This is a genomic window from Caloranaerobacter azorensis DSM 13643 (assembly GCF_900129995.1).
Classification (GTDB): Bacteria; Bacillota; Clostridia; order Tissierellales; family Thermohalobacteraceae; genus Caloranaerobacter; species Caloranaerobacter azorensis.
On sequence record NZ_FQXO01000141.1, the window covers coordinates 1 to 1988 of the forward strand.

1 protein-coding gene is annotated in these 1988 nt (G+C 23.4%); it reads right to left on the minus strand.

Annotation, left to right across the window (positions count from 1 at the left end; translation table 11 throughout):
* Positions 1-360 precede the first annotated feature (360 nt).
* Entirely contained in the window at positions 361-1380 is a 1020-nt protein-coding gene (locus tag BUB51_RS12490) for a hypothetical protein (RefSeq protein WP_073198168.1), read from the minus strand.
* Between the last annotated feature and the right edge of the window lie 608 nt (positions 1381-1988).

Below are 1988 nucleotides of genomic sequence, written 5' to 3' on the forward strand. Positions count from 1 at the left end.
GTAAATCCAAAGAATCACAACAACTAACTCTCTTTGATGTCTTGAATTTACACAATTTGAGCAGTTTTGTTATCTAATTTTGGGGAAACTTAAATCTATTACTTCATAATTAGCAGATATATTTTTAGTTACATGTTCTAGATGATAAGATTCAAGACTTGCAACAGAATAATCATAAGTTATCTTTAAATTTTTTGTACCTGGAGTACCGTGTTTTGAATGAGTTCCTATTTTAAATGTTACTTTAAAATAATCATTTACATTCTCTAAATAATAACCTGCACCAAAGATTACTTTTGCTTTTTTTACTACAATGTATTCTTTATTAGAACTATTAAAACTTATACCATTTTCTTCATTTCAATCTAGAGGTACATTAATTCCAGTTTTAGGATTACCAGATGCCCATCCAATTTTAGTTTGTAGCTCATTATTACTTTCTTTAGCTTGTTTTGCCAGAGTTAAATCTCTTATATATTCGCCTTCATCAGTTTGTAATTGTATAACTGAATCTCTTCCAAGTCCGATAACTAAAGAAGAATTATTTGGATCAGAAAATTCTGGGTAATCAGCACAGGAATTATATTTTTTTTCTATTTTTAAAATAGTTACAACATTTCCATGTCCAACAGTTTTTGCAGGATAATTATAGTAGTATCCTATTTCTATAAACTCGCTAATATGTGCTCCTAAAAAATCGTATGTATGATAGTGCAGTTCCGAGCTATATTTTGGATGAATCCCTGCAACTTTAATTTCGTTTATTTTATTTTCCTTTATTCTAGTAGTATGTTTTACTAATTTAGAGTACCAAAACTTTGTTTTTAAATCCATTTTTCCAGTTTCTAATTTATCAATAAATTCTCTTTGCGACTTTGTATAATTAGGATTTAGTATTTCTATCATAGTAAAATTTCTAGTTTTTTTATTTAATAAGTATAATCTAATAGCTTTTTTGATGTTACTCTTTTCTACATTTTTATAATCATCTACAGAATATAAAAAACTGTTTTTGAAGTCATTGTCTAGTCTAAAATCTATAATTTCAAAAGTGTTAGATTTATCTACTAAATCTCCAAATATTATATTTTCATTATCTTCACTTTTTTTAATTTCTCCTTCTATATAAAATTTATCTTCTGTATTGTCTGGATATTTTATTTTTCCTTGCAATATAATCTTGTTTTTATATAAAAAATCAAATTTTATTTTTGTTTTTGATTCAACAGCATTCTTTTTAGACAATTTTGTACCTTTTGTATCTATATTCATATAAGTGTAACTTTTCACGAATATCTTATTATTTTTTGGTTGAATATAGGTTACTATAAAAACTAATATTAAACTAAAAATTAATAAAATAAATATAATTTTTTTCATACTAAATCCTCCAAATTTTTGATTAATGTATCAAAAGTTTTGAGTATAAAATTATATATTTCATATTTAAAACATAATTTCTGTCTATAGATTTCAACAAAAACTACTTTGATTTGTTCAAATTGACTATTTTGCTCTTTAGCATTATTATAAATTAAATTCCAATATTCATCAATAATGTTCTCTAGAAACTATTAAGCCATCATTAACTGTTTTAATCTTAAAAAATCAAAATTTATATATTTTTCCAATTGGTTTATATAATGAGATTATAAAATCAAATAAATAAAATTTTTGAAGAGAATTTTTATTAAAATTTAGAAAAATAAATTATTATTAGTAGTGTTATGTTATAATCAATCAAAAAAGAGAAATTTAGTTTGGAAAGTACATTTTTAGTAGTAAAATTAAATTAACGGAGCTATTCATTAGAAAAAGATGTTAAAAAGTTGCAAAAGGTAAATAACTATTATTGAGTATAAAATGAAAATAAAGCAAGGAGAGATATAAATGAACTTCAATTCGTAATATGAAAAATTAAATTCATTTATGCTATACTAAAGCTAAAATAGGATCAAGGAGTGATTGAATCTCTTCGCTACAAGAAC